This is a genomic window from Pseudomonas sp. nanlin1, from assembly GCF_045571515.1.
Lineage (GTDB): Bacteria > Pseudomonadota > Gammaproteobacteria > Pseudomonadales > Pseudomonadaceae > Aquipseudomonas.
The window spans coordinates 4,004,786-4,024,395 of record NZ_CP124218.1; the positions used below are offsets into that span (position 1 = coordinate 4,004,786).

General features: G+C 61.3%; 18 protein-coding genes. 4 read left to right on the forward strand and 14 right to left on the reverse strand.

The features are described from left to right. Positions 1-70: 70 nt before the first annotated feature. The gene (locus QCL65_RS18380; RefSeq protein ID WP_407311224.1) at positions 71-421 is read left to right on the forward strand and encodes a hypothetical protein; all 351 of its coding nucleotides are present in this window, start codon (positions 71-73) and stop codon (positions 419-421) included. A 102-nt stretch (positions 422-523) separates the two neighbouring features. Here the strand turns inward: QCL65_RS18380 and QCL65_RS18385 are convergent, their stop codons facing one another. The 6 genes from QCL65_RS18385 to QCL65_RS18410 are packed head-to-tail and all read right to left on the reverse strand — an operon-like array spanning position 524 to position 6,457. Then, entirely contained in the window at positions 524-2,266 is a 1,743-nt protein-coding gene (locus tag QCL65_RS18385; RefSeq protein WP_407311226.1) for a carbohydrate ABC transporter substrate-binding protein, read from the reverse strand. Positions 2,267-2,315: 49 nt separating this feature from the next. Next, complete coding sequence (locus QCL65_RS18390; protein WP_407311228.1) at positions 2,316-2,588, reverse strand: DUF2160 domain-containing protein; 273 nt, start codon at positions 2,586-2,588, stop codon at positions 2,316-2,318. Between the two features lie 11 nt (positions 2,589-2,599). Further along, positions 2,600-3,394, reverse strand: coding sequence for a carbohydrate ABC transporter permease (locus QCL65_RS18395; RefSeq protein ID WP_407311230.1), 795 nt, complete (start codon positions 3,392-3,394; stop codon positions 2,600-2,602). Between the two features lie 8 nt (positions 3,395-3,402). Next, positions 3,403-4,269, reverse strand: a complete 867-nt coding sequence (locus tag QCL65_RS18400) for a carbohydrate ABC transporter permease (RefSeq protein ID WP_407311232.1) — start codon at positions 4,267-4,269, stop codon at positions 3,403-3,405. Beyond that, positions 4,266-5,363: an ABC transporter ATP-binding protein gene (locus tag QCL65_RS18405; RefSeq protein ID WP_407311235.1), complete on the reverse strand. Its 1,098-nt coding sequence runs from the start codon at positions 5,361-5,363 to the stop codon at positions 4,266-4,268. Before QCL65_RS18405 ends, QCL65_RS18400 begins: the two co-directional genes overlap by 4 nt. Beyond that, entirely contained in the window at positions 5,363-6,457 is a 1,095-nt protein-coding gene (locus QCL65_RS18410; protein WP_407311237.1) for an ABC transporter ATP-binding protein, read from the reverse strand. The genes QCL65_RS18405 and QCL65_RS18410 overlap by 1 nt, the downstream gene beginning before the upstream one ends. A gap of 259 nt (positions 6,458-6,716) precedes the next feature. Between QCL65_RS18410 and QCL65_RS18415 the strand changes: the two genes are divergently transcribed. Then, entirely contained in the window at positions 6,717-8,558 is a 1,842-nt protein-coding gene (locus QCL65_RS18415; protein ID WP_407311239.1) for a sigma-54-dependent Fis family transcriptional regulator, read from the forward strand. Positions 8,559-8,611: 53 nt separating this feature from the next. On the opposite strand, the gene cysS is transcribed toward QCL65_RS18415, so the two are convergent. Further along, complete coding sequence (cysS, locus tag QCL65_RS18420; RefSeq protein ID WP_407311241.1) at positions 8,612-9,994, reverse strand: cysteine--tRNA ligase; 1,383 nt, start codon at positions 9,992-9,994, stop codon at positions 8,612-8,614. 9 nt (positions 9,995-10,003) lie between these two features. Further along, complete coding sequence (locus QCL65_RS18425) at positions 10,004-11,704, reverse strand: glutamine--tRNA ligase/YqeY domain fusion protein (RefSeq protein WP_407311243.1); 1,701 nt, start codon at positions 11,702-11,704, stop codon at positions 10,004-10,006. A 217-nt stretch (positions 11,705-11,921) separates the two neighbouring features. Between QCL65_RS18425 and QCL65_RS18430 the strand changes: the two genes are divergently transcribed. Continuing rightward, positions 11,922-12,425, forward strand: a complete 504-nt coding sequence (locus QCL65_RS18430; protein ID WP_407311245.1) for a peptidylprolyl isomerase — start codon at positions 11,922-11,924, stop codon at positions 12,423-12,425. Further along, positions 12,422-13,141, forward strand: a complete 720-nt coding sequence (gene lpxH, locus QCL65_RS18435) for a UDP-2,3-diacylglucosamine diphosphatase (protein ID WP_407311247.1) — start codon at positions 12,422-12,424, stop codon at positions 13,139-13,141. Before QCL65_RS18430 ends, lpxH begins: the two co-directional genes overlap by 4 nt. 32 nt (positions 13,142-13,173) lie before the next feature. Here the strand turns inward: lpxH and QCL65_RS18440 are convergent, their stop codons facing one another. The 6 genes from QCL65_RS18440 to QCL65_RS18465 all read right to left on the reverse strand — a co-directional run bounded on the left by QCL65_RS18440 (position 13,174) and on the right by QCL65_RS18465 (position 19,374). Further along, positions 13,174-14,709, reverse strand: a complete 1,536-nt coding sequence (locus tag QCL65_RS18440) for a DHA2 family efflux MFS transporter permease subunit (RefSeq protein WP_407311249.1) — start codon at positions 14,707-14,709, stop codon at positions 13,174-13,176. Between the two features lie 66 nt (positions 14,710-14,775). Beyond that, positions 14,776-15,984 (reverse strand): HlyD family efflux transporter periplasmic adaptor subunit, encoded by a 1,209-nt coding sequence (locus QCL65_RS18445; protein WP_407311251.1) that lies wholly within the window; start codon positions 15,982-15,984, stop codon positions 14,776-14,778. Positions 15,985-16,001: 17 nt separating this feature from the next. After that, positions 16,002-17,471, reverse strand: coding sequence for an efflux transporter outer membrane subunit (locus QCL65_RS18450; RefSeq protein WP_407311253.1), 1,470 nt, complete (start codon positions 17,469-17,471; stop codon positions 16,002-16,004). Continuing rightward, positions 17,461-17,943: a MarR family winged helix-turn-helix transcriptional regulator gene (locus QCL65_RS18455; RefSeq protein ID WP_407311255.1), complete on the reverse strand. Its 483-nt coding sequence runs from the start codon at positions 17,941-17,943 to the stop codon at positions 17,461-17,463. The genes QCL65_RS18450 and QCL65_RS18455 overlap by 11 nt, the downstream gene beginning before the upstream one ends. A 137-nt stretch (positions 17,944-18,080) precedes the next feature. Beyond that, positions 18,081-18,680 (reverse strand): tRNA-(ms[2]io[6]A)-hydroxylase, encoded by a 600-nt coding sequence (locus QCL65_RS18460; protein WP_407311257.1) that lies wholly within the window; start codon positions 18,678-18,680, stop codon positions 18,081-18,083. A gap of 220 nt (positions 18,681-18,900) precedes the next feature. Further along, the gene (locus QCL65_RS18465) at positions 18,901-19,374 is read right to left on the reverse strand and encodes a DUF1289 domain-containing protein (protein ID WP_407311259.1); all 474 of its coding nucleotides are present in this window, start codon (positions 19,372-19,374) and stop codon (positions 18,901-18,903) included. Positions 19,375-19,610 lie beyond the last annotated feature (236 nt).

Consider the following 19,610-nt stretch of genomic DNA (forward strand, 5'->3'; position numbering starts at 1 on the left):
CGGGCGTTCCAGCCTGGCTAACGATTACCCGGGTATAATCGGTCGATTTCCCATCACGGATACTTTTCCCATGCAAATACGTACTGAGCAGCTGATGGCAACCCCCCGCGACGAAGAGGAAGACAACCTCGCGCTGCTGTGTTTCGAGTACGCGGATGGGGAGATGTTTATGCTGACCCGCTTCCCCGATGAAGACGAGTTGGAGATTACCTTGGACGAAGAGCAGTACCGGCTACGTGACGTCAAGGTGACGCTGGCGCCGCAGCTACTGCGTATTGAAGTTGCGGACGCTGAGGTGTTTGGCGGGGACCTAGTGCTGGATATCAGCCATTCGACGGCCGACGGGGACATGCCGGAAGTGATCGAAACGTTGCGTATTGTGTTGGATGGGGTCGGGACGTTGGTCGGGGGGGATGGTTGACGGATCGAGGGGACGGTTAACGGATCGGGGGCAAGCCCCCTCCTACGTTTAACACATGTAGGAGGGGGCCGGGCGGCGCTCCGCTTGCCCCCGATCTTTTGATTATTTACGCGCCGCCTCCCACGACTTCAATAGCTCGCTGTAGCCGACGGTCTCGCCCTGGGGTTTCTCGTTGGCCAGTTTGGGTTTCGGCGCACCGGGCTGGTCGAACCAGTACTGGGCGTCGCGCTCGGGGTTCATTTTAGGCCCGCATTTGGGTTGTACTTTGGAGCGCTCCAAACGCGCCATCAGTGCATCCTGATCTTTGGCCAGGCCATCCAACGCCTGCTGCGGGGTTTTCTCGCCGCTGGCGGCTTCGGCGATATGGGTCCACCACAACTGCGCCAGGCGCGGGTAGTCCGGCACGTTGGTACCGGTGGGGGTCCATTGCACACGGGCTGGGCTGCGGTAGAACTCCACCAGGCCACCCAGTTTGGGCGCCAGGTCGGTCATGGCTTGGGAGTTGATGTCGGACTCACGAATCGGTGTCAGGCCGACGATGGTTTTCTTCAGCGAAACGGTTTTCGAGGTCACGAACTGCGCGTACAGCCATGCCGCCAGGCGCTGTTTCTCGGGGGTGGAATACAGGAACGTCCACGATCCGGTGTCCTGGTAACCCAGCTTCATCCCCTCCTCCCAGTACGGGCCTTTAGGCGATGGTGCCATGCGCCACTTGGGCGTGCCGTCGGCGTTCATCACCGGTAAGCCAGGCTTGGTCATGTCGGCAGTGAATGCCGTGTACCAGAAAATCTGCTGGGCAATCGCGCCCTGGGACGGCACCGGCCCGGACTCCGAGAAGGTCATGCCCTGGGCTTCAGGCGGCGCATAGGCGCGCATCCAGTCAACGTATTTCTGCGTGGCGAACACCGCCGCCGGGCCGTTGGTATCGCCGCCGCGGGTCACGCTGGAGCCCACCGGGTGGCAGTCTTCGACGCGGATACCCCACTCGTCCACCGGCAGACCGTTGGGCAAGCCTTTGTCGCCGCCACCGGCCATGGAAAACCAGGCATCGGTGAAGCGCCAGCCCAGGGACGGGTCTTTTTTGCCGTAGTCCATGTGGCCATAAATACGCTTGCCGTCGATTTCCTTGACGTCTTCGCTGAAGAACTTGGCGATGTCCTCGTAGGCCGACCAGTTCACCGGTACACCCAACTCATAACCATATTTGGCTTTGAACTTGGCTTTGAGGTCGGGCCGCTCGAACCAGTCGGCGCGGAACCAATACAGGTTGGCGAATTGCTGGTCGGGCAGTTGGTACACCTTGCCGTCTGGCGCGGTGGTGAACGACAGGCCGATGAAGTCCTTGAGGTCCAGGGTCGGCGAGGTGACGTCTTTACCTTCGTTGGCCATCAAGTCGGTGATGGACTGAGTTTTGCCGTAGCGAAAATGGGTGCCGATCAGGTCAGAGTCGTTAACCCAGCCGTCGTAGATATTTTTGTCCGACTGCATTTGCGTTTGCAGTTTTTCCACCACATCGCCTTCTTGCAGCAGGTCGTGGGTCAACTGAATGCCGGTGATCTCGGTGAACGCCTTGGCCAGGGTCTTGGATTCATACTGGTGCGTGGTCAAGGTTTCCGAAACCACGTTGATCTTCATGCCACGGAAGGGTTTGGCAGCCTCGGTAAACCACTTCATTTCCGCCATTTGCTGCTCTTGGCTGAGCGTCGATGGCTTGAACTCGCTGTCGACCCATTTCTTTGCTGCATCTTCATAGGCATCCGCCCAAGCCGATGCGCTAAGACCACACAGCGCCAATGCCGACGCCAGGGCAATGCTATGTCTGAGCTTGTTGTTATTGTTCAACATAGTGACCTCCTAGTTATGTTTTTTGCACAGAACCGCCCCGCAGACGGGCCTAGCCCCAGCGCATCACCAGCAACAGCCACACCAGGGACAGCACGGACGCCACCCAGATGCTCCAGTCGCTCACGCCAATGACCAGCAGATGCAGGTAGGCGCTCGCGAGAAGACCGATAAATAGCCGGTCGCCACGGGTGGTGGCAATCGGCAGGAAACCGCGGCGCTCGACACACGGCGAGCGCAATTCGAAAACCGTCATACCCAGCAATATCAAGCCGATCGAGGCGAAGAACGCCGCCGTGGGCAAGGTCCAGTTCATCCATTCCATCGTCGTACCCCTCAGACTCGGCCGAGGGCAAAGCCCTTGGCCACGTGATTGCGAACGAACCAGATCACCAGCATGCCGGGCAGAATGGTCAGTACTCCGGCGGCGGCCAGCACTCCCCAATCGATACCCGAGGCCGACACGGTACGGGTCATCACGGCCGCAATCGGCTTGGCATTGACCGATGTCAGGGTGCGCGCCAGCAGCAGCTCGACCCAGGAGAACATAAAGCAGAAAAACGCCGTCACGCCGATGCCCGAGCCGATCAGGGGGATGAAAATCTTGCCGAAGAAGCGCGGAAAACTATAACCATCGATGTACGCGGTCTCGTCGATTTCCTTGGGCACCCCGGACATGAAACCTTCCAGAATCCACACTGCCAACGGCACGTTGAACAGGCAATGGGCCAGGGCCACGGCAATATGGGTGTCGAACAGACCGATCGATGAATACAGCTGAAAGAACGGCAGCAGAAACACGGCGGGCGGGGCCATACGGTTGGTCAGCAGCCAGAAAAACAGGTGTTTGTCACCGAGAAAGCGGTAGCGCGAAAACGCATAGGCCGCCGGCAAAGCCACGCTGAGGGAAATCACCGTGTTCAGGCTGACGTAATACAGCGAATTGAGGTAGCCGTTGTACCAACTGGGGTCGGTGAAGATCACCCGGTAGTTGGCCAGGGTGAAGTTCTGCGGGAACAGGGTCAGGCTGCCAAGTATCTCGGTATTGCTCTTGAACGACATGTTCAGCAACCAATAGATCGGCACCAACAGAAACAGAATGTAGATCAGCAGCAGTGCGCGCTTGCCCATGTCACACCTCAGCGGTTCTTATCGGTGTGGGTCATGGCGGTATAAAACAGCCATGACACCAGCAGGATGATCAGGAAGTACACCAGCGAAAAGGCGGCGGCCGGGCCCAGGTCGAACTGCCCGATGGCCATCTGCGTCAAGGTCTGGCTGAGGAAGGTGGTGGCGTTGCCGGGCCCGCCCCCGGTCAGCACGAACGGCTCGGTGTAGATCATAAAACTGTCCATAAAGCGCAGCATCACCGCGATCAGCAGCACGCTTTTCATCTTGGGCAATTGAATGTGGCGGAACACCGCCCAGGCCGAGGCGCGGTCGATACGCGCCGCTTGGTAGTACACGTCAGGGATGGCGCGCAAACCTGAGTAGCAGAGCAGCGCCACTAGCGATGTCCAGTGCCAGACGTCCATGACCAACACGGTGGCCCAGGCATCATAGGTGTTGCCCGCATAGTTGTAGTTGATCCCCAGGGCATTCAGGCTGTACCCCAGCAAGCCGATGTCGGCGCGGCCGAAGATCTGCCAGATGGTGCCCACCACGTTCCATGGAATCAGCAGCGGGATCGCCAGCACGATCAACACCAGGGACGACCAGCGGCCTTTGCTCGGCATGGTCAAGGCAATGGCGATGCCCAGGGGAATTTCGATCAGCAGCACGCTGGCGGAATAGATGAACTGGCGCAGCAGCGAGTCGTGCAGGCGCGGGTCGAGCAACACCTGGCGATACCAGTCGGCGCCGACGAAGTAACGGCTGGACTGGTCGAAGATGTCCTGCACCGAGTAGTTGACCACCGTCATCATCGGGATCACGGCGCTGAACGCCACCAGCAGAAACACCGGCAATACCAGCCACCAGGCTTTGTTGTTGTGCACCTTGCTCATGGTTGTTCCTCGGCCAGGTAGTCATCGACGTAAAGCATCAGCCACTGTGCCGGAAAACTGATATGCACCGGCCCGGCCGGCACGGTCCGGTCTTCCTGAAGGCGAACCTTGAGGGTTTTGCCACCCAGGCCCAGGGTCAGTACCTTGTAGGTGCCGAGGTCTTCGAGGTAGAGCAGTTCGGCGGCCATGGAGCCTTCGAACGGCGCGTCCCAGACTTTGACGAATTCCGGCCGGATGCCCACCTTCAAGTGCTTCCAGCCACCGCGCTCGATACGCGCCAGCAGGGGCTCGGCCAGCGGCAACTGCACATCGCCAAAGGTGACCCCGCCCGGCACAGGGCTGACCTCGATGAGGTTCATCCCCGGGCTGCCAATGAAATAGCCGACGAAGGTATGCCCGGGCCGCTCGAACAGCTCGCGCGGGGTGCCGAACTGGACGATCTGGCCGCCGTACATCACGGCGATCTTGTCGGCAAAGGTCGAAGCTTCCAGCTGGTCGTGGGTGACATAGACCATGGTGATGTTGAACTGCTCGTGGATCTGCTTGAGCTTGCGCCGCAGTTTCCACTTCAGGTGCGGGTCGATCACGGTCAGGGGTTCATCGAACAGGATCGCCGACACGTCGTCGCGCACCAGGCCACGGCCCATGGAGACTTTTTGCTTTTCATCAGCGGTGAGGTTGCTGGCCTTCTTGCTGAGTAATTTCTGCAAGTCGAGCACTTCGGCCACTTCTTCGACCTTGGTGCGTATCGCCGGCTCCGCCATGCCTTGGTTGCGCAAGGGAAACGCCAGGTTGTCGAACACCGTCATGGTGTCGTACACCACCGGGAACTGAAACACCTGGGCAATGTTGCGCTGCTCGGGGCTAAGGGTGTTCACTTCTTTGCCGTCGAACAGCACCTGGCCGTGGGAGGGGCTCAACAGCCCGGAAATGATATTGAGCAAGGTGGACTTACCGCACCCTGAGGGGCCCAGTAATGCGTAGGCGCCGCCCTGGTGCCAGACGTGGTCCAGCTCGCGGATGGCATAGTCTTGTTCGCTCTGAGGGTTCTTGCTATAGCTGTGCGCCAGGTGCTGCAAACGAATTTCGGCCATCAGGCAACCCTCGCTACACGCAGCCCAGGGGCCTGGATCAGGCGCCCTTCAGGCTCGAAGACAAACAGCTTATGGGTGGGGATATAGATGCGGATCGGCGCATCCACGGCGTAGTCGTGCACCCCAGGCAGGTGCAGCACCAGTTGAAAGTGTTCGTTACGCACGTGCAGAAAGGTCTCCGAGCCGCTGATTTCAGCCAACTCGACGCTGACGGCCAGTTCCAGGTCGTCGTCGTTGGAGGGCACCAGGCTGATATGGCTGGGGCGCACGCCAAACCGTAGTTCACCGTCACCGATGCGCCCCAGGTCGACATTGCGCGGAAAATGCACTGCAGCGGCGAAACTCACTTCGTTGCCAGCGATGCGCCCAGGGATCAGGTTGATCGGCGGTTCAGAAAACAGCTCGGCGGCCAGAACACTGTTGGGCCGGTGATACACCTCGGCGGTTTTTTCGCTCTGGATCACCCGGCCTTCGTGCAAAATCGTGGTGGTGCCGCCCAGCGCCAAAGCCTCGTTGGGCTCGGTGGTGGCGTATACCGCAATGGTATGGCGGGCGGCGAACAGCTCGCGCATCTCCTGGCGCAGCTCTTCGCGTAGCTTGTAGTCGAGGTTGACCAGCGGCTCATCGAACAGGATCAGTTCGGCGTCCTTGACCAAGGCCCGCGCCATGGCAGTGCGCTGTTGCTGACCACCGGAAAGCTCCAGCGGGTGGCGCTTGAGAAACGGCTCGATGCGCAGCATGCGCGCGGTTTGCAGTACCCGCTCCTGGATATGTTCAGCGCCCATGCCCGCCTGGCGCAGCGGCGAGGCGATGTTCTCGAACACGGTCATGGTGGGGTAGTTGATGAATTGCTGGTAGACCATCGAGACATTGCGCAAGCGCACAGCCCGGCCCGTGACATCCACCCCATTCATCAGAATGCGCCCTCGGTCCGGGCGATCCAGGCCGGCCATCAGGCGCATCAGGCTGGTTTTGCCGGACAACGTCCGGCCTAACAGAACATTGAATGAGCCCGGCTCAAAGCGCAGGCTGGCATCGTCGATAAACACCTGGTTGTCGACCACTCGGGTGACGTTTTCAAGCACGAGCGACATGGGCAGGCCCTTTGTCATTGAAATTATTATGGGGTCATGCGGTAAGGAGTACACAGCCAGATCCGTGCCAAAATTCTGCTTTCAGGCCGCGACCGCTCTGGTCTGCGGTTGTCGAGCCGAGGCGTGCTGAAGAGCGTTCACTGACGAACAAAAATGAACGGTTCGGGCTGAACAATTGAACAGTTCAGGCATTGACAATGAACAATCCTGAACAACAATGGAGGGACAAAAACAATAAGGCCACGGCCGGGGCAGTCCTATGTCCGTACACCTCGCAACCCCCGAGCACGACCAGCTCGTCCAAGCCTCGTGGTCACGCTGCCGTGGCTTCGGCCTGGAGCAAGCCAGCCTCCCCGACTTCGACGGGCTAGGTACCCAGGCGCTGGCGCAACTGCTCGAGTGCCAACACGACTTGGTGCACACCACCCATCGCGAAGTCCTGCCTTATTACGAAAATATCCTCGGCCATTCCAACTGTCTGATCCGCCTGGCCGACCCCCAGGGCCGTATGCTCAAGTCCTGGGGCGACCAACGCTTCATCGAAGCTGGCCGCCTGGCGGGCTTCGATGCCGGTGCCTGCTGGCTGGAACAGCGGGTCGGCACCAACGCCATCGGTACCGCCCTGGCGTGCCAACAGGCGGTACACATTGAGCACGACGAACATTACCTGCGCGCCAACCGTTTTATGACCGGCTCGGCGGCGCCGATCTTCGACGCACAACGCCAGGTCGTGGCGGTGCTGGATGTGTCCAGCGACAGCTACCTGCCCCCCTCGCACACCCTGGGGCTGGTCAAGGTAATGAGCCAGACCGTGGAAAACCGCCTGATTCTCAACGCCTTTGGCAGCAGCCAGTACCAACTGACCTTCAATACCGGCCTGAACAACCTCGACAGCCAGTGGGCCGGGCTACTGATCTTTAACGAAGGCGGCCAGGTGTTGGCCGCCAACCGCCGCGCCGACAGCCTGCTGGGCGGTCGCTTGCTCGGGCGAACCTTGGAAACTGTATTCAACACGCCACTCAGTGACCTGCTCGACCAGCCCGGCAGTACGCCCTTTGCCCTCCTGGCGGCGGGCCGCAGCCGTTTTCAATGCCTGTTGCGCCACCCGCTGCGTACGCCGCTGCGGCCTGTAACGCCTACAGCCGGCCGCCAAGCCAAGCTGGCCCCAGCCTGCGACCAGCGGGTTGAGCGCGCCCTGCGCCAGGGTGGCCGGTTGCTGGAGAAAAACATTGCGCTGTTGATCACCGGTGAAACCGGCACCGGCAAGGAGGTGTTAGTCAAGGCGTTGCACCGCGCCAGCAGCCGAGCGCATCAGCCATTGGTGGCGGTCAATTGCGCGGCGATTCCGGCGGAGTTGGTTGAGTCGGAACTGTTTGGCTACGAGCGAGGCGCTTTTACCGGTGCCAATCAAAAAGGCAACCTGGGGCTAATCCGCAAAGCGGACAAAGGCATCTTGTTTCTCGACGAGATCGGCGACCTGCCTCTGGGCGCCCAGGCTCGGCTGTTGAGGGTATTGCAGGAGCGCTGTATTCAACCGCTAGGCAGTGGCGACCCTTGGCCCGTGGACATCCGCGTGGTCTGCGCCACCCACCAGGACCTGCGCGCGCGGGTCAGCGCCGGGCTGTTCCGCCAAGACCTGTACTATCGGGTGGCCGGGGTGACGTTGCAGCTACCCCCATTGCGTGAACGCAGTGACCGGCACGAACTGATCCAGCAGCTTTGGCAGCAATACCGCGAGCCCGAACAGGCGGCGGGCTTGACCTCTGAGGTGCTCGCCATGATGTTGCAACACCCGTGGCCGGGCAACATTCGCCAGTTGGCCAGCGTGATGCAGGTGGCCCTGGCCTTGGCTGAACGGGAACCGGTGGGCGTGGAGCACCTGCCGACAGACTTTTACCAGGACATGCCTCAAGCGCCGGCGCCCGTGGTGCCGATCACTCCGGTTGCGGGTTCGGATTTGAATGAATTATTGGTGGCGACCCACGGCAATATTTCGCAATTGGCGCGGCGGTTGGGGGTCAGTCGCAATACGCTGTACAAGCGCTTGCGTGCTCAGGGGGCAGAGCAAAAGATCGGGGGCGAGCCCCCTCCTACAGCGTAGGAGGGGGCCGGGCGGCGCTCCGCTTGCCCCCGATCTTTTGCTTTTGCTTTTGATCAATCAGCCAACCGCCAAGTCGTGCCGCCCTTGCCATCTTCAAGAACCACACCCATGGCCGTGAGCTGGTCGCGCAGGCGGTCGGACTCTGCCCAATCCTTGTTGGCGCGAGCTGTTAGCCGGGCCTGGATCAAAGCGTCTACCTGGGCGGCATCCACACGGCCGGCCGCGTCGGCTTTGAGGAAGTCATCGGCTTCGAGCTGCAGTACCCCGAGCACACCGGCCAACTCGCGCAAACGTGCCGCCAGGGCAGCGGCGGCGTGGATGTCGGTTTCGCGCAGGCGGTTGATCTCGCGCACCATGTCGAACAGCACCGCGCAGGCTTCCGGGGTGCCGAAGTCGTCGTTCATGGCCGCGCTGAAGCGCTCGACGAATGCTTCACCACCGCCAGCCGGTACCTTGGGCAGACCTTTGAGGGCGTGATAGAACCGCTCCAGAGCGCCCTTGGACTCACGCAGGCTGTCCTCGGAGTAGTTGATCGCACTGCGATAGTGGCTGGCCACCAACAGGTAACGCACCACCTCGGGGTGATACTTGGCCAACACGTCGCGCAGGGTGAAGAAGTTGTTCAGCGACTTCGACATCTTCTCGCCGTTGATGCGGATCATGCCGCAGTGCATCCACGCATTGGCGTAAGGCTTGCCGGTGGCCGCCTCGCTTTGGGCGATTTCGTTCTCGTGGTGCGGGAACTCCAAGTCGTTGCCGCCGCCATGGATGTCGAAGGTATCGCCCAGGCAGCAGGTGGACATCACCGAGCACTCGATATGCCAACCCGGCCGGCCAGGGCCCCACGGCGACTCCCAGCTGGGCTCGCCTGGCTTGACGCCTTTCCATAGAACGAAATCCAGCGGGTCCTGCTTGGCTTCGCCCACTTCGATACGGGCGCCGATGCGCAGGTCTTCGATGCGGTTGCGTGACAGCTTGCCGTAGCCGACGAACTTGCCGACGCGGTAGTACACGTCACCGTTGCCTGGCGCATAGGCATAGCCTTTGTCGATCAGGGTCTGGATCATGGCGTGCATGCCGGGGATGTGGTCAGTGGCGCGCGGCTCGAGGTCCGGCTTGAGGATATTGAGCCGGGCTTCGTCTTCGTGCATCGCCGCGATCATGCGCGCGGTCAGGGCGTCGAACGGCTCGCCGTTGTCCCGCGCCCGATTGATGATCTTGTCGTCGATGTCGGTGATGTTGCGCACATAGGTCAGCTCGTAGCCGCTAAAGCGCAGCCAGCGGGTGACCAGGTCGAAGGCCACCATGCTGCGGCCATGGCCGAGGTGGCAGAAGTCGTACACGGTCATGCCGCACACGTACATGCGTACCTTGTTGCCGTCCAACGGCTGGAAAACTTCTTTGCGCTTGCTGAGCGTGTTGTAGATGTTAAGCACGATGATTCCTTAGCTGCCCCACGAATCGCGCAGGGTCACGGTACGGTTGAACACCGGACGACCAGGTTGCGAGTCTTTCAGGTCGGCGCAGAAGTAACCTTCGCGCTCGAACTGGAAGCGGTCTTCCGGCTGGGCGTTGGCCAGCGATGGTTCCGCGCGACAACCGCTCAGTACCTGCAGGGAATCGGGGTTGATGTTGTCCAGGAACGTCGCGCCTTCTGCGGTTTTCTCCGGGTTGGGCGAGCGGAACAGGCGGTCGTACAGGCGCACTTCGCACTCCACGCTGGCCGCAGCCGGCACCCAGTGGATCACGCCCTTGACCTTGCGCCCTTCGGGGTTTTTGCCCAGGGTTTCAGGGTCGTAAGAGCAGTGCAGCTCGACGATATTGCCGTCGGCGTCTTTGATCGCCTGGTCGGCGCGGATCACGTAACTGCCACGCAGGCGCGCTTCGACACCGGGCTCCAGGCGCTTGTAACCTTTGGGCGGCTCTTCCATGAAATCGTCGCGGTCGATGTAGATTTCCCGGGCGAAGGGCAAGGCGCGCACGCCCATGTCTTCTTTCGGGTGACGCGGCAGTTCGAGGTCTTCCACCTGCCCTTCGGGGTAGTTGGTGATGATCACTTTCAATGGCCGCAGCACGCACATGGCGCGCGGCGCGGTGCGGTCGAGGTCGTCGCGGATGCTGAATTCGAGCATCGACATGTCGACCACGCCATCGGACCGATTGGTGCCGATCATATCGCAGAAGTTGCGGATCGACGCCGGTGTGTAGCCACGGCGGCGGAAGCCCGACAGCGTGGACATACGCGGGTCGTCCCAGCCGTGCACGTGCTGCTCATCGACCAGTTGCTTGAGCTTGCGCTTGCTGGTGATGGTGTAGTTCAGGTTGAGGCGGCTGAACTCATACTGGCGCGGCTTGCTCGGCACCGACAGATGGTCGAGGAACCAGTCGTACAACGGCCGATGCCCTTCGAATTCCAGGGTGCAGATAGAGTGCGTGACGCCCTCGATGGCATCCGACTGGCCGTGGGTGAAGTCATAGTTGGGGTAGATGCACCAGGCGTCGCCGGTCTGGTGGTGATGGGCGTGGCGAATGCGGTAGAGGATCGGGTCGCGCAGGTTCATGTTCGGCGAAGCCATGTCGATCTTGGCGCGCAACACACGCTCGCCGTCTTTGAACTCACCGGCTTTCATGCGGGCGAACAGGTCGAGGTTTTCCGCCACCGAGCGCTCACGGAACGGGCTGTTCTTGCCTGCTTCGGTGAGGTTGCCGCGGTACTCGCGGGCTTGCTCTGGGGTCAGGTCGCAGACGTAGGCAACGCCTTGCTTGATCAGCTCTACCGCCCAGTCGTGCAACTGGTCGAAATACTGCGAGGCATAGCGCTCTTCACCGTTCCAGTCGAACCCCAGCCATTTCACATCGCTTTTGATTGCGTCGATGTACTCCTGGTCTTCCTTGGCCGGGTTGGTATCGTCGAAGCGCAGATTGCACACGCCGCCAAATTCTTCGGCCAGGCCGAAGTTGACGCAGATCGACTTGGCATGGCCGATGTGCAGGTAGCCGTTGGGCTCTGGCGGAAAGCGGGTGACGATCTGGCTGTGCTTGCCAGCGTCCAGGTCTGCCTGAACGATCGGGCGCAGGAAATTGGTAGGTACGGCGGGGCCGTTGCCTTTGGAGTTGAGCGCGGAGTCGGCAGTGGGCTTGCTCATAGGATCCTTGAACGAACTAACGGGTTGCGGCCGGGGTAGGCCGACGAAATCAAAGCGCTTATCATAGCCGAAGCGGTCAAGCCGCTGACAGGCCAGGGTCGACAAACTGTCGGCTAAATAGGGCGATGCTTGAAAAAACAGCCTTTACCCACGTATCCCCGCCGTTAAACTGCGCGTCAGTCTTTACCTATTCTCCAAAAGAAGAGCGATTTATCCCATGTCCAAAGTCAAGCTGAGCACCAACCACGGCGACATCGTGTTGCAACTGAACGCTGAAAAGGCCCCGCTCACCGTGGCCAACTTCATCGAATACGTCAACGCCGGGCACTACGCGAACACGGTTTTCCACCGCGTGATCAGCAACTTCATGGTCCAGGGCGGCGGCTTCGAACCTGGCATGAAAGAAAAGAAAGACAAGCGCCCAAGCATCCAGAACGAAGCCGACAACGGCCTGCCGAACAAGAAATACAGCGTGGCCATGGCGCGCACCATGGAGCCGCATTCGGCTTCGGCGCAGTTCTTCATCAACGTCGCCGACAACGCTTTCCTCAACCACAGCGCCAAGACCGTGCAGGGCTGGGGTTATGCGGTGTTCGGTGAAGTGATCGAAGGCCAGGACGTCGTCGACAAGATCAAAGGTGTCGCCACCACCTCCAAAGCCGGGCACCAAGATGTCCCTGCAGAAGATGTGATCATCGAGAAAGCCGAGATCATTGAGTGATACTGCTGATCTCTGATCTGCACCTGCAAGAGGAGCGCCCGGACATCACCCGGGCGTTCCTGGCGTTGACCACCGGGCGCGCTCGCAGCGCCGAATCGTTATACATCCTGGGTGACTTCTTCGAAGCCTGGATTGGCGACGACGCCATGAGCCCCTACCAACTTTCGATCTGCGAGGCCCTGCGCGCCCTCAGCGACAGCGGCACGAAGATCTTTCTGATGCACGGCAACCGCGACTTCCTGCTCGGCAAAGCCTTCTGCAAAGCGGCCGGCTGCACCCTGCTCAAGGACCCGACCCGGGTCGAATTCAATGGCGAGGCAGTCTTGCTGATGCACGGCGACAGCCTGTGTACCCGCGACGAAGCCTATATGCGCCTGCGCCGCTACCTGCGCAACCCGCTAACACTGTTCGTATTGCGCCATCTGCCCTTGGCGACCCGCCATCGGCTGGCGCGCAAGCTGCGCAGCGAAAGCCGAGCGCAGACACGGATGAAAGCCAACGACATTGTCGATGTCACGCCCACGGAAGTGCCTCGGGTGATGCTGCAACACGGCGTCACCACGCTCATCCACGGCCACACCCACCGCCCCGCCATTCATAAGCTGCAACTTGGCGACCTGGCCGCGCGGCGCATCGTGCTGGGGGACTGGGCCCGCCAGGGTTGGGCGTTGCAGGTGGACGAGCAAGGCATGACGCTGAACGCATTCGACCTCTAAGCACGGGCCCCTGGCGCCAGGGGCCCGGCCACTCAGTGCCCGGCAGAGGCCGGCCCGGCCTTGGCCGCGAACGGCGGCTTGGCGAACCACACCAGCACGATCAAACCTGCAAAGATCCAACCCAGTAAGGTGAAATAGTCCACCGTGCTCATCATGTACGCCTGGCTGTTGACGATCCGTTCGAGCTGGGCATAGGACTGCTCGTTGGCGCCGCCCATCTGTTCCAGGGCATGCCGAGTCACGGGGTCGTAGGTGCTGATGTTTTCGCTGAGGTAAGCATGGTGCTGGTCGGCGCGGCGAATCCAGATCCAGCTGGTCAGCGAAGCGGCGAAACTGCCGCCCAAGGTCCGCAGAAAGGTCGCCAGGCCAGAGCCGTCGGCAATTTGCTGGGGCGGCAGGTCCGAGAGCAAAATGCTCAGGGTCGGCATAAAGAACAGCGCCACACCGATCCCCATGAACAGTTGCACCAAGGCCACATGGGCGAAGTCCACCTCATTGGTGAAGCCGGCGCGCATGAAACAACTGGCGCCGATGGCCAGGAACGCCAGCCCGGCCAGCACCCGCAGGTCGAACTTGTTCGCGTATTTACCGACGAAGGGCGACATCAGCACCGGCAATATGCCGATGGGGGCCACGGCCAGGCCCGCCCATGTGGCCGTATAGCCCATTTGCGTCTGCAGCCATTGCGGCAGTATCAGGTTGATCCCGAAGAACCCCGAATAGCCGCCGACCAACACCAGGGTGCCGATGCGGAAATTGCGAAAGGCAAATAGCCGCAGGTTGACCACCGGGTGGTCATCGGTCAGCTCCCAGATGACAAACGCGCTCAGGGCCACCGCTGACAGGAGGCTGCCCATGATGATGAAGTTGGACTCGAACCAGTCCATGTCGTTGCCCTTGTCGAGCACCACCTGCAAGGCCCCTACGCCGATGATCAAGGTGATCAGGCCCACGTAATCCATGGGCTGGCGACTGGTCTGCACTGGCCGCGTGCGCATTTGCTGACGCACCACCAGCACCGCGAACAGGCCGATCGGCACGTTGATAAAGAAAATCCACGGCCAACTGTAACTGTCGGTGATAAAGCCCCCCAGGATCGGCCCGGCAATCGGCGCCACCACCGTCACCATCGCCAGTAGGGCCAAGGCCATGCCTCGTTTAGCCGGGGGGTAGATGGCGATCAGCAAGGTTTGCGTCATGGGGTACAAAGGCCCGGCTACCAGCCCCTGGACCACGCGGAACCCGACCAACTCAGGCATCGAGGTGGAAATACCGCACAGAAACGAGGCCAGCACGAAGAGGATGGTCGCCCAGATAAACAGTTTCACCTCGCCGATGCGCCGGCTCAACCAGCCGGTGAGTGGCAGCGCGATGGCGTTGCTCACGGCGAACGAGGTAATCACCCAGGTGCCCTGCTCCGAACTCACCCCCAGGCTGCCGGAAATGGTCGGCAAGGCCACGTTGGCGATGGTGGTGTCGAGCACCTGCATGAAGGTCGCCAGGGACAAGCCGATGGTGCAGAGCACCAGGCTGGGCGGCGTGAATGAAGCGGGCGCGGGTGAGCTCATCGCGAATCCTTTGGGGTACAGTACCCCGTGCCCAACCTTGCGCGGTCAGGCCCGAGGGGCGGCGCATCAACGCCGGGCAGTCTTGCCTGACGCGGCGCTGTTGGCGTGGATCAACTGGTTGATCAAGGCGTCGGCTTCGTCCAACTGGCGGGCGTAGACGTTGGTGCTGAACGACGCTTGCTGGGCAGGCTGTTGCGCCAGAACCGGGCCATTCTGGTCGTGCAGGTCCACATCAACCTGGGTCGACAGACCGATGCGCAGCGGATGATCCTTCAACTGTTCAGGGTTGATATGCACCCGCACCGGCACCCGCTGGACGATCTTGATCCAGTTACCTGTGGCGTTCTGCGCGGGCAACAGGGCAAATGCGCTGCCGGTGCCTGCCCCGAGGCTGTCGATGGTGCCGCTGTATTTGACCTCGCTGCCATACAGGTCGGCGGTGATGTCTACCGCCTGGCCGATGCGCATCTTGCCGAGCTGGGTTTCCTTGAAATTGGCGTCGATCCACAAATGGTTCAAGGGGATCACCGCCATGGTCGCTGTGCCCGGCTGCACCCGTTGGCCCAATTGCACGGTGCGCTTGGCCACATAGCCGGTCACTGGGGCGATCAGGGTGGTGCGGGCATTGGCCAGGTAGGCCTGGCGCAGCTGGGCGGCAGCGGCGAGCACGTCCGGGTGATCGGCGACCTGGGTGTCATCGACCAGCGCGGCGCTGCTGCTCAACTGCTGCTGGGTGTTGCTCAAGGCACTTTGCGCCGAGGTCAGGTCATCACGGGCGTGGGCCAGTTCTTCTTGGGAGATGGCTCCGCCGGCGGCCAAGGTTTTACGCCGGTTGAAGTTCTCCTGAGCGCGTTTGACTTCCGCCTGGCTAGCCGCCACCTGGGCTTTCATGCCGTCGACATTGCTGTATAGGCCACGGACCTGGCGCACGACTTTGGCCAGGTTGGCCTGGGCGCGCTGCAGGTCGATCTGCGCATCGTTGGGGTCGAACTGCAACAGGACCTGGCCTTCCTGCACCAGGTCGCCATCGTCAGCGCCGATGCTGATGACGGTGCCCACGGTCAACGGGGTGATTTCCACTACGTTGCCATTGACGTAGGCGTCGTCGGTGCTTTCGCTGTACTGCCCGTAAAAGGCGTACCAGACCCAAACCCCCAAGCCCACCAGCAGCACCAGCACGGCCAGGGCGATCAGCCACAGCTTGCGTTTGCGCGGGTTAGCCACGGGGGTGCCCGGGTTGTTCTCTGAAGCCTGCGATGGAGCGGCAGTGGCCATGTGGCAAATCCCTCGGTTTATTCAGTGGGCGGCGTGGTGAGGCTGGCCGTCGAAGCCATCGCGGCCCCTTGATAGCCGCCGCCCAGGGCCTGCATTAATTGGATCGAAAGGTCGAGCTGTTCGGCATTCAGGCTGGCCAACTGGCGCTGGGCCTGGAGCAATTGCTGCTCGACGCTGAGTACATCCAGGTAGTTGCCAATGCCCGAGCCGTAGCGCTGGGTGGCGATGTCGAACGAGCGCCGGGAAATGTCACTGGCCTGCTGTTGCGCAGCAATCTGCTGGCCAATGGCGCGCAATTGCTCGAGGGTGTCACTGACATCGCCCAACGCCTGCACCAGGGTTTTGTTGTACTGGGCCACCGCCAGATCGTAGTCGGCATCGCGGGCATCGAGGTCGGCGCGCAAGCGGCCGCCGTCGAACAGGGGTAACGAGACCGCCGGGGCAACATTGAAAAAGCGGCTAGGGGCGCCGAACAGCGCGTCGCCCAACAATGAGCGCACACCCGCCGAAGCGCTCAGGTTCAGGTTGGGATAGAAGCGGGTCTTGCTGGCGACGATATCTTTGCTCGCCGCCTCTACCCGCCAGCGGGCGGCGACCAGGTCCGGGCGGCGACCCAGTAGTTCGGCAGGCAACGCCGAGGGCAAGGCCACGGCGCTTGGCTGCAACACCTTGGGCCGGGCCAATTCGACGCCCCGGTCGGGCCCTTTACCCAGCAGCACGGCCAAGGCGGTGCGTGCGCTTTGCACGCGCTTGCGGGCATCCAGTGCCTGCTCCTGCGCGCTGGCGGCGACGCTTTGGGTCTGTTGGTACTGGTAGTCGCTGTCGATGCCGGCGTTGAGGCGGCGCTGGCCCAGTTCGAGCAGTTGGCGGGTACGCGCCAAGTCTTCTTCGGCCAGGTCATCGACCAGGTAGGCCTGGCCCAGGTGGCTGTAAGCGCGGGCGACGTCGGCGGCCAAGGTCAACTGCGCAGCCTGGCGGTCTACTTCGGCAGCACGGGCCTGGCCCAGGGCCGCTTCCCAGGCCGCACGCTGGCCGCCCCACAGGTCGAAACTGTAGTTGAACGCCACGTCCAGGCTACGCAGGGTGCTGTAGCGTTCGCCCTGCCCCAATGGGTCTTGCTCACGGGCCAAGCGCGACCGGCTGACCCCACCCTGGGCATCCAGGGTCGGCATGCGCGCGGCATTGGCGGCAGCGGCGGCGGCCGTGGCTTGGTGGGCACGGGCGTCGGCGATCTGCAGGTCCGGGCTATCGCGCAGGGCTTCGCGGATCAGCCCATCTAACTGCGGGTCGCCGAGGCTGGTCCACCAATCGCTGCGCGGCCAGGCGGCGGGCGATAAGGGCACGCCTGCCAGTGATTGTTTTGCGGCCAGCTTGTCGGGCTGCAAGCTGACGCCCGCGGTGTCCAGGCCGTGGTGGTTGACGCAACCGGCCACACTCATGGCCAATAGCAGCAGGCTGATGCGCCCGCGCCAGGGTTTAACGTTCATCGCCGATACCCAGCCAGCGCGCCGTCAACGAATCATTGGCGGCCAGCAAAATTTTCGTGAGGATGCGCTCCAGGTCTTGCAGCTCCTGGGGTTCGAGCCCGCCAAGCAGCTCGTTCATGGCATTGGCGCCGATGTGCGGCAGCAGGCCCGCCAGCTTCAAGCCCTCCTCTTTGAGCAGCAGTTGCACTTGGCGTCGATCGGTTTCGCTACGGCGCCGGCAGATCAGGTCTTTGTGTTCAAGACGGTCGAGCATGCGCGTGATCGAACCGCTATCGAGCCCCATATGCCGTGACAGCTCCGCGGGGGTGTCGACACCGAAACGCTCCATGATGATCAGCACTTTGAATTGGGCCGCAGTGATGGCGTATTCGGTCAAATGGGTTTCCAGCACCATGTCCTTGAGGACAGCGGTACGGCCGATCAGCAAACCCAGGTTGCACTCGGAGAAGTTTTCAGGCGTGAAGTGACTCATTGCAGAAAAGCCTGCTTAGGCAGAGAAGTAACATAATGTTACTGCCTAGGCAGACAATGTCAATGCAATAGTTAGGAAGCTTTCTATAACGGTAAAAAAAACGCAGCTCGGCTGCGTTTGCAAGCTATGGGATAGGGTCAGGCAGGCACGCCACTGTGAAAGCGGAACTCGCTGTCCACGCTCTCGATCAGCTCAGCTTCGGCCACTCGCACGCGCTCGATGACGCGAGCGATATCGGCGCTGTCGCCATATTGATAGGCCAGTTTCAGATAGCCCTGATAATGCCGCGCTTCGCTTTTGAGCAGCCCGTGATAGAAGCGCCCCAGCTCTTCGTCCAGGTGCGGCACCAGCGCCTCGAAGCGCTCGCAACTGCGAGCCTCGATAAACGCCCCGACCACCAACGTGTCCACCAGCTTGACCGGCTCGTGGGAACGCACCTGCTTACGCAACGCCGAGGCGTAGCGCCCTGCGGTGAGCAGGCGCAATTGGACCTTGCGTTTTTTCATCAAACGCAACACTTGCTCATGGTGAACCAGTTCTTCCCGGGCCAGGCGCGACATCATATTGATCAGGTCGGGCAGCAACGCGTAGCGGGCGATCATGCTGAGCGCCGTACTGGCGGCTTTGAATTCACAATTCTTGTGGTCGATCAGCAGCGTCTCCTGATCGGCCAGCGCCGCCTGCACCCACGCGTCGGGGGTACGGCAACCGAGGAATTCATGGATCTCTGGCAGCATGAGAGGAGCACCGGGCAAAAGCGGGGGATTATACCCGTGGGGTTTCGATGTGGGTATTGGCACAACAAGATCAAAAGATCGGGGGCAAGGCCCCCTCCTACGTGCCGCGGTATATCTGATATTCACCTATATCCCCGACTGTAGGATGGGGGCTTGCCCCCGAGCTCTTCAACGATTACACGTTGGCCGAAGATCAAAAGACCGGGGGCAAGGCCCCCGGTCAATCATTGCCAAGGGCGTCGCGCAGAAAGCCTGGGGCGATGTAGCGTTGGTAGTGGGCCTCGGACAACAGGAAAAATTCCCGATCGATGGCATCGCGTAACTGCGGCAGGTCCCAGTCGCGGAACTCTGGCAGCAGCACCATGCCGTAGGCTTCCAACTGGTTGATCACCCGTGCCCCCCGCGCGATGAGCTGGTAGGCCCAGCAGTATTCGGACTGTTGCGGCACGAAACGGATTTTGCGCTGTTCGAGCTGGTGGCGCAGGCGCTCAGGGTCGAACACCTCCAGCTTGGCCGCCATGACCTGCACCAGCAACTGCTCCAGGCGCAGCCAGACGGCGCGTTTGGCGGCTTCGTCATAGCCGTTCCAGTGGATCACTTCGTGGTGGAAACGCTTGCAACCACGGCACACAAGGTCGCCATAGACCGTGGAGCAGAGGCCCACGCAGGGCGTTTTGATAGACTGGTTGGACATGGCAATTGGCAGCGTCGAAGGGCGGAACGGGGAGGCATGTTAGCCCTTTGTCTAAAAGGGGTCACCCCAGAAGTCGTAGGGCTTAACTTACCTTTCTGTTATTTATGACGTAGAATCATGCAGCCTTTTTAGGCGCCAATGTCCAGGAAGCTGTTTTCAAAGCGTCACGAGCACAGTCGATCCAGTAGAAGGGCCCAGGCCCCCGTATCTCCGGGTGCCAGCCCTCATCAGCTCAG